This is a genomic window from Acidobacteriota bacterium (assembly GCA_022562055.1).
Lineage (GTDB): Bacteria > Actinomycetota > Acidimicrobiia > Spongiisociales > UBA5794 > BMS3BBIN02.
Genome location: JADFQA010000024.1, coordinates 41,360 through 48,531 on the forward strand (window position 1 = coordinate 41,360; position 7,172 = coordinate 48,531).

A 7,172-nucleotide genomic window follows, 5' to 3' on the forward strand; every position below is an offset into this window, starting at 1 on the left:
CTGTTGCTCGCCGGGTTCCACTTCGAATCGGGTAGCGTGGTGGCATGGCTGCCAAGTTCTTTACCCTTGTTGTCGCCCTGGCGTTAGTCGCCGGCGCGTGTAGCGGCGGCAGCGCCGACGACAACACGGATGGAATCGCCACGTTGCGGAGTCCGTCCGAACTCGCAGCGGACGACTCGAACACCCTGCGAATCGATATCGAGGAAGCAACGCTCGAATTCACCCGCTGTATGCGCGACAAGGGCATCGATGTTCCCGACATCCGGTTTGATGCTTCGGGCGCTCCGGTGATCCCTCCTGAGCTTGTCGAGAACGTCGATCTCGGATCCGACGAGTGGAAAGAGGCTGAGAGCGGGTGTATCTCGATCTTCCAGAACGCATCCGCGCTTCAGTTCAGCTCTGATCCTGAGCTTGAGACGGTCATCCAGGACCAGCTTCGGGAATTTTCCTCCTGCATGCGCGGCGAAAATTTCACCGACTTCCCGGACCCGGTGGTCGGCAACGGGTTGCCGTATCCGCTGTCAGCCTTTGCGGAGTTTTCATCCGATGAGTTTCAGGACGCCTTAGACCTTTGTCAAGACTCCCTGGCCTTTCCAGATTTGGGAGGTTAGATGCGTAAGTTGTTGCTATTCGTCCTAGTCGTGGTGTTTACCGGGGTTGCGTGGTTTCTGACCCGGCCAGAGACAGTGACCGAGACCGCTGCCCCTGAGACGGCGATTGCAGATCTTGCGACAACGCGCGTGGTGCGGACAGACATTGTCGAGACCGAAACATTGAACGGGACGCTTCGTTTCGCCAACCCCGCGAGCATTGTTGCCCAGCTACCCGGTACGGTGACAACGTTGCGGTCCGAGGGCGACCTCGTCGGACGCGGCGACATGATTCTTGAAATCGACGGGAGCCCGATTGTGCTGTTTATCGGGCGACGCCCGATGTGGCGCACACTTCGCCAGGGTGTTTCGGATGGGAGCGATGTGGAGGCGCTGGAAACCAACCTTGCGGTCCTCGGTTTCGACGATGAGGGCAACATGACGGTTGATCGGGAGTTCACGACTGCCACCCGTCGCGCAATTCGGGACTGGCAGGACTCGCTGGGTGTCGATGACACCGGGATTGTTGAACTCGGTCGTGTGCTGTACCTCGAAAAACCGGTGCGGATCGGCGTGACTCCACTGCTGGTGGGTGCCCCGGTCGTACCCGGAGCACCTGCGTACACCGTGTCGAGTCCTTCGCAGGAAATCGTCGTATGGAACGACGCCGACCGGCCCGAACTTCTTGAGCTGCGGAGCCTTGTTGAGGTGACGCTTCCCGACGACCGCGTTGTTGCCGGCGAGGTCGTGAGTGTTGCGGCCACTGTCACGGTGCTTGGCGACGAGCGTGTCCGCGAGACGATCATCGTGCTGGTCGGCAGGTTAGGCACGTCAGAGTTTGATGAGACGCCTGTCGAAATCGAGGTCGAGACGAAACGGCTCGACGGCGTGCTCGCTGTGCCGGTGAACTCCCTCCTGGCGCTCGCGGAGGGCGGGTACGGTGTAGAAGTAAAGAGGTCGAACCAGATCGTCCTGGTGTCGGTTGAGCTGGGCACCTTTGCGGACGGTCTCGTCGAGATCACCGGTGACGTCGCTGAGGGCGAACTCGTCATCGTCCCTGAGTAGTGGTTGACGGTGGAGCGGATGAGGTGAGCCATCCCGTCCTCGAGCTCTCCGGTGTCGGCAAGGTGTACCCGGGGCCGCCACCGGTCGTCGCACTCGATTCGGTCGACCTGGTTGTCAGCAGTGGTGAGCTTGTTGCGGTTGTTGGACCCAGCGGGTCGGGCAAATCGACGCTTCTGCACATCATGGGCGGTCTCGACCGTCCGACAACGGGCAGTGTCGCAATCGACGGTGTCGACCTCGGCACGCTCAACGACAGGCGAATCTCCGGGCTGCGGGCGCACCGCATCGGCTTTGTGTTTCAGGACTTCTTTCTAATGGAGGGCGTGGACGCCGTTCACAACGTTGCTGAGGGGCTGGTGTATCGGGGGGTCGGCTGGCGGCAACGCCGCGAACGAGCTGTGGGAGCCCTTGAGTCTGTAGGTCTGGGTCATCGGCTCGACCATGTGCCGTCGCAGCTTTCGGGTGGGGAACGGCAACGGGTCGCAATTGCGCGGGCGCTTGTCGGAGATCCCGCAATCATGTTTGCGGACGAACCGACCGGCAACCTCGATTCGGCAACGAGTGACGAAATCGCCGACCTTTTCACCCGGCTCAACGCCACCGGCTCGACGATCGTCGCGATCACACACGACCGGGACTTTGCTTCCAACTTCCCTCGGGTGGTGCAGCTCTTGGACGGTTCGGTAGTCGATCCGGCCGCTCCGGTGGATGATCCTGAGGCCGTTGCTCATGATGCGGAGGACGGCTGATGCGGTCCCGTCTCCGGTTCTTTGACCTGATCGCGCTTTCGCTGCGCGGGTTGCTTGCTCGTCCGGTCCGTGCGGTCCTCACAGCAGTCGGGATCGCAATCGGGATTGCGGCCATAGTTTCGGTGATCGGCATCTCTGCTTCAGGTCGCGCTGATTTGCTTGCGACTCTCGACGACCTTGGCACGAACCTTCTGCGGGTGACTCCCGGTGCGGGGATTTTCGGGCAGGCTTCGCAAGTTCCTGAAGATGCAGTCGCGATGGTCGCCCGTATCGGACCGGTGAATGATGTGGTTGGCATCACCACCGTCGATGCCACGCTGCGCCGCAACGACTTCGTTTCCAAACTCGACACTGGTGGGCTCACCGTCGTATCCGCAACACCGCGCCTGCTCGATGTGGTCCGCGGTGAGGTCGCAACAGGCCGTTTCCTCCAAGAAGGATTGGAGGAGATCCCAGTGATTGCACTCGGCTCTGTTGCGGCCGAACGCCTTGGGATCCGTTCGATCAACCCGCCGGTGCGGGTTCTCGTTGGAGACGAGTGGTTTGGCGTGGTTGGCATTCTGGAGAGCATGCCGATTCACCCCGACCTTGACCGGACCGGCTTCGTCGCTTACTCCGCTGCGGAGGTGTTTCTCGATGGCAAACCTGAGCCCACCGCGTTGTACGTAAGGGTCGTGTTGCGGTCCATCAACGATGTGGTCAAGGTGATTCCGGCAACGGTCGCCCCACAGCAACCCGACACCGTGGAGATCACCCGACCTTCGGACGCGCTTGCGGCGCGCAAGGCAGCGGAGGAGACGCTGACAAGTCTGCTGATCGGTCTCGGGTCGGTGGCGTTGTTGGTCGCTGGCGTGGCGATTGCAAACATCATGGTTATGTCGATATTGGAGCGAAAGATGGAAATCGGGGTGCGACGATCGCTGGGGGCGACGAGGATGCACATTCGCATGCAGTTCATTGTCGAGTCCACAGTGCTTGCTGGCATGGGCGGTGTGATCGGCGTCGGTTTTGGTGCGGCCATCACCGTTGCGTATGCCGCAAATCGGGACGTTGCCGTTTCGATCCCGATGCTGGGGATCGCCATCAGCGTTGCTGCAGCGTTGCTACTCGGTGCGCTTGCGGGTGTGTATCCGGCGGTGCGCGCCTCAAGGATCGACCCCGCCGAAGCAGTCCGTCGATGAATTCTCTGGGCTGTGTTTTCGGTTCGGATGCCTCGGAAACCGTTGCGACCGTGTCGCGGGCGAAATAACCATGTCGCGAACGGCATCCAAAGTGCGCCGACGCTGGGTCTGGGTTGTTGGTCTGGTCCTGGTGCTCGGGTTTGTTGCAGCAAACCTTCGCTCCGAACCCCCTGGGTACGTCGTCGTGCTCGACGGTCTCGACGAGCCACGGGGATTGTCGGTTCTTTCAGACGGCAGGTTATGTGTTGCAGAGGCTGGTCGGCTGGCCGAGGGTCAGAAGGTGGAGGAGGGTCCGACCGCAAATCGAGCCCCAACTGGTGCGGTGAGCTGTGTCGACACGCACGGGATTCGTCAACGAATCGTCGAGCAGCTCCCGTATGTCTTTTACAACGTCACGGGGGTCTCTGCGGGTCCCGCTGACATCGCCGAATTGGATGGCGAACTCTATTTGCTGACGGGAGAGGGCGAGGGTACGTATTCTCGTTCGCTTCTCAGGGTCACCAACCCGGCAGAGCAGCCTGAAGTGGTGGCGGACTTTCTTGAGTTCGCTGTTACCAGCGCTGAGCCCAACTTCTTCGATGAAATCGATATCCTTTCGAACCCGTACGCCATGATCGCCGACCCTGCGAACGAACGATTTCTCGTCACCGACGGTGCCACCGGATTTGTGCTGGCTGCGGGCATCGACGGCAACATCGAAGTGTTCTCGACTGTCGATGGTCACGAGGTACTCACCGGGATCGCGTTCGGTCCAGGCGCCGTTCATTACGTGACGTCGTTCAGCCAACTCCCGCATGAAACTGGGGACGGTGCGGTACTCCGACTCGCCACCGATGGCGACTTCGCCGTGGTAGCCGACGGCCTGACAACGCCAATCGACCTGGCATTCGACTCGGCGGGGCGCATGTATGTGCTCGAATTCATCGACGGCACGACGACAGACCATCCGTACATTGGCAAGGTCGGCCGGTTGTTACGCCTCGAACGTGACGGTGATCGTTGGATCGCACCCGTGGTGCTTGTCGAGAGGCTGCCGTTTCCCACCGCGTTACTCATCCATCAAAACAGCGTCTACATCTCAGTCAACGGAGCGTTCAGCGGCCCAGGCACCGGCCTAGTACTGCGCTTCGACGACCTGTTGTCACAACCGTCAAACGACCCACCAATCAGATTTGTCGACCCCTCTTCATGATGCGTCTGGTCCGGCTTGAGTGATCGTTTGTTCGAGCATCGCTGTCCGTCTCTACACTGGCCGACCACCGCGGGCGATGGAGGCTTATGACCAGAGACACAGGCAGATGGCGGCTTCTCGCAGCGGCGGGTTCTGGCGGTTTGGCCAAATTGTACGGGTTCGGTTCTTGGGGCCACGGCTTGTCTTGGGGCCGAGTATGAACCGGTGGATCGGTGTTGCGGTGTTTGCGCTCGCTGTGGCGGCGTGTACAGGATCTGGTGTCGAGCCGACGGCTGACGTTCAGATAGATGTGATCCTTACCGGTCTCGAGAATCCACGCGGTGTCGCGTTCGATGCGCAGGGCGGCATGCTGGTTGCTGAAGCTGGCACTGGCAGCGAGCCGGTTGACGTCACGTTACAGACCGGCAAGCTCATCAGATACGTCGACAGAAACGGCGACGGCGACTTTACGGATGCCGGTGAAGCCGAGCCATGGTTCGAACATTTGCCGAGCTACAACGCCATCTTCCTCTACTCGACTGGTCGTGACGAGGTGTCTGGCCCGAGCGACGTGGCAACACACAGCGACGGCCGGGCGTTCCTCACCATCGACGGAGGGTTCGAGGCCTTCTCGCTGGCTGAGATCAGCGCCGAGGGTTCGATGGGGCGCAACCTGACAGGCCGCAGCAACATGACCGGCATCGGCCTCTCGCCGGACGAGCTCAGCATCTTCGTGACTGAGAGCACCCTCAACCAGCTCATCGAGGTGAGACTTGCAGACGCCGACAGGCGCGAGATCATCGTGTTTGGGGATCTCGCCAGCGGCCAGCAGTCGGTACCGGCCGGTCTTGCGGTCGACCCTCGCAATGGCGAGGTCCTGGTTGCACTCTTCTCCGGCGCCGCCGAGGCTGGCGACGGGACCTTTATTCCGTTTGTGGAGGGTGACGCCAAGGTTGTGCGGGTCGATCCTGTCACCGGACGAGTCTCGGATGAGATCACGGGTCTCACCACGGTCGTGGATGTCGCCATCGATGCTGCCGGCAATGTTTTCGTGGTCGAGTTGGCGTCCGAGTCCGCCGAGCTGTTTGTCGGGACCGTTGACTTGTTTGACCCGAACGCCGAACCGTGGGCCGGCGGGTACCTGAGGTTTAGCGGCAAGGTGACTATGTATCCGTCCGACGGCGGGTCCCCGCGGGTCCTGGCCGATGGCCTTGATGCCCCGACAAACATCACCGTGACCACTGATGGCGCCTTGTACGTTTCCACCGGGCAGGGCACTCCGGGTAGGCCGATTCTTGGCCCCGACGGGTCCACGGTGATCACTGGACAGGTCATCCGCATCACCGGCTACTGAGTTCCGCAGGGACCTGAGATCTCGTCTGGTTCCGAGCGCAGGTGTCTGCGGCTGGTTTGAGACGCAAGACACTCTGCCCACTACCGCAAAAATAGTTCTTTACGATCAATAAAACACGGCGTATCATGAAACCACCGAGGGTGGTCTTGGAAGGAGCAGGTTTTGAAGCGTTTCATGCAAATATTGGTGGTCCTGTCGTTGTTGATCGCCAGCATTGGGTCCGGTTCTGTGGGAGCTTCGGGAGGAAACAACGTCCGACCCGAAGGCCAGAACGCTCCTGAAGCTCGTTCAGAACATCAAAGGATCATTGATTTTTGGACCGTTGATAAGGTCAGACAAGCAGTTCCGCGCGACTTTGTATTCGACCGGGCATCGGGCCGCTTCATCCCGGCGGCGCGCGGGGGAAACCCTGGTAAGCCCGGTGGCGGTGGCGGAGGCGGCGGTGGAGGCGGAGACGACGGTGACACCACGGTCACGGGCGCACCTTGGCTTGGCGGCGGAGCCGTCGTCGAGTCAACCGGAAAGGTTCTGTTCTCCCTCGGCACTGATGATGGTGGTGGTGACCGGTACTGGGTCTGCTCGGCCAGCGTCGTGATTGACGGGACTGACGACCGGTCGATCGCTGTAACTGCCGCGCACTGTGTGTATGAAAACAACGCGGGCAATGTTGAGTGGGCGAAGAACTGGATGTACGTTCCAAACTATGAGGCGGCCGTTAGCGATAGCAATCTAAAAATCGGAGAAGGATCGGCAATCGGAGAAGGATCGTTCTGTGGTGCCGCAGACTCCGGCACTTGCTGGACGGCGATCGCACTGGTTCTGCACGACGGATTCGCCGAAGCCGGAGGATTTAACGGCACCGCGATTCAATATGACTTCGCGTTCGCTGTTCTTGACGGCGCCCTCGACGGAGACCACGGAGCGCAGGGAATCAATTTCGGAGCCGTGTCAAAGGGTACGTTCGCATACGACTTCGGATACCCCCATAGGGAGTCAAATGGCGATCTGATTCTTGACCCGACGTATTGCGCGGGGAAGACAAACTTTGACAACCGGTTCTTT

Annotated in this window: 7 protein-coding genes; all 7 read left to right on the forward strand. The window is 60.5% G+C overall.

The genetic code is table 11. The annotated features are described in order from the left end of the window. Positions 1–44: 44 nt before the first annotated feature. Positions 45–611, forward strand: a complete 567-nt coding sequence (locus tag IIC71_09730; GenBank protein ID MCH7669456.1) for a hypothetical protein — start codon at positions 45–47, stop codon at positions 609–611. After that, positions 612–1,655, forward strand: a complete 1,044-nt coding sequence (locus IIC71_09735; GenBank protein ID MCH7669457.1) for a peptidoglycan-binding protein — start codon at positions 612–614, stop codon at positions 1,653–1,655. A gap of 23 nt (positions 1,656–1,678) precedes the next feature. Further along, positions 1,679–2,404, forward strand: a complete 726-nt coding sequence (locus IIC71_09740) for an ABC transporter ATP-binding protein (protein MCH7669458.1) — start codon at positions 1,679–1,681, stop codon at positions 2,402–2,404. Beyond that, on the forward strand, positions 2,404–3,585 hold the full coding sequence (locus tag IIC71_09745) for an ABC transporter permease (GenBank protein MCH7669459.1): 1,182 nt from the start codon (positions 2,404–2,406) through the stop codon (positions 3,583–3,585). The genes IIC71_09740 and IIC71_09745 overlap by 1 nt, the downstream gene beginning before the upstream one ends. A 70-nt stretch (positions 3,586–3,655) precedes the next feature. Continuing rightward, positions 3,656–4,777 (forward strand): ScyD/ScyE family protein, encoded by a 1,122-nt coding sequence (locus tag IIC71_09750; GenBank protein MCH7669460.1) that lies wholly within the window; start codon positions 3,656–3,658, stop codon positions 4,775–4,777. A 196-nt stretch (positions 4,778–4,973) separates the two neighbouring features. Continuing rightward, the gene (locus IIC71_09755) at positions 4,974–6,110 is read left to right on the forward strand and encodes an SMP-30/gluconolactonase/LRE family protein (protein MCH7669461.1); all 1,137 of its coding nucleotides are present in this window, start codon (positions 4,974–4,976) and stop codon (positions 6,108–6,110) included. Positions 6,111–6,272: 162 nt separating this feature from the next. Next, the coding region (locus IIC71_09760; GenBank protein ID MCH7669462.1) for a hypothetical protein at positions 6,273–7,172 on the forward strand (900 nt) is incomplete at its 3' end.

Coding starts and splice junctions, on each gene's coding strand:
- IIC71_09730 (MCH7669456.1), top strand. CDS start 45: ATGGCTGCCAAGTTCTTTACCCTTGTTGTCGCCCTGGCGTTAGTCGCC.
- IIC71_09735 (MCH7669457.1), top strand. CDS start 612: ATGCGTAAGTTGTTGCTATTCGTCCTAGTCGTGGTGTTTACCGGGGTT.
- IIC71_09745 (MCH7669459.1), top strand. CDS start 2,404: ATGCGGTCCCGTCTCCGGTTCTTTGACCTGATCGCGCTTTCGCTGCGC.
- IIC71_09750 (MCH7669460.1), top strand. CDS start 3,656: ATGTCGCGAACGGCATCCAAAGTGCGCCGACGCTGGGTCTGGGTTGTT.
- IIC71_09755 (MCH7669461.1), top strand. CDS start 4,974: ATGAACCGGTGGATCGGTGTTGCGGTGTTTGCGCTCGCTGTGGCGGCG.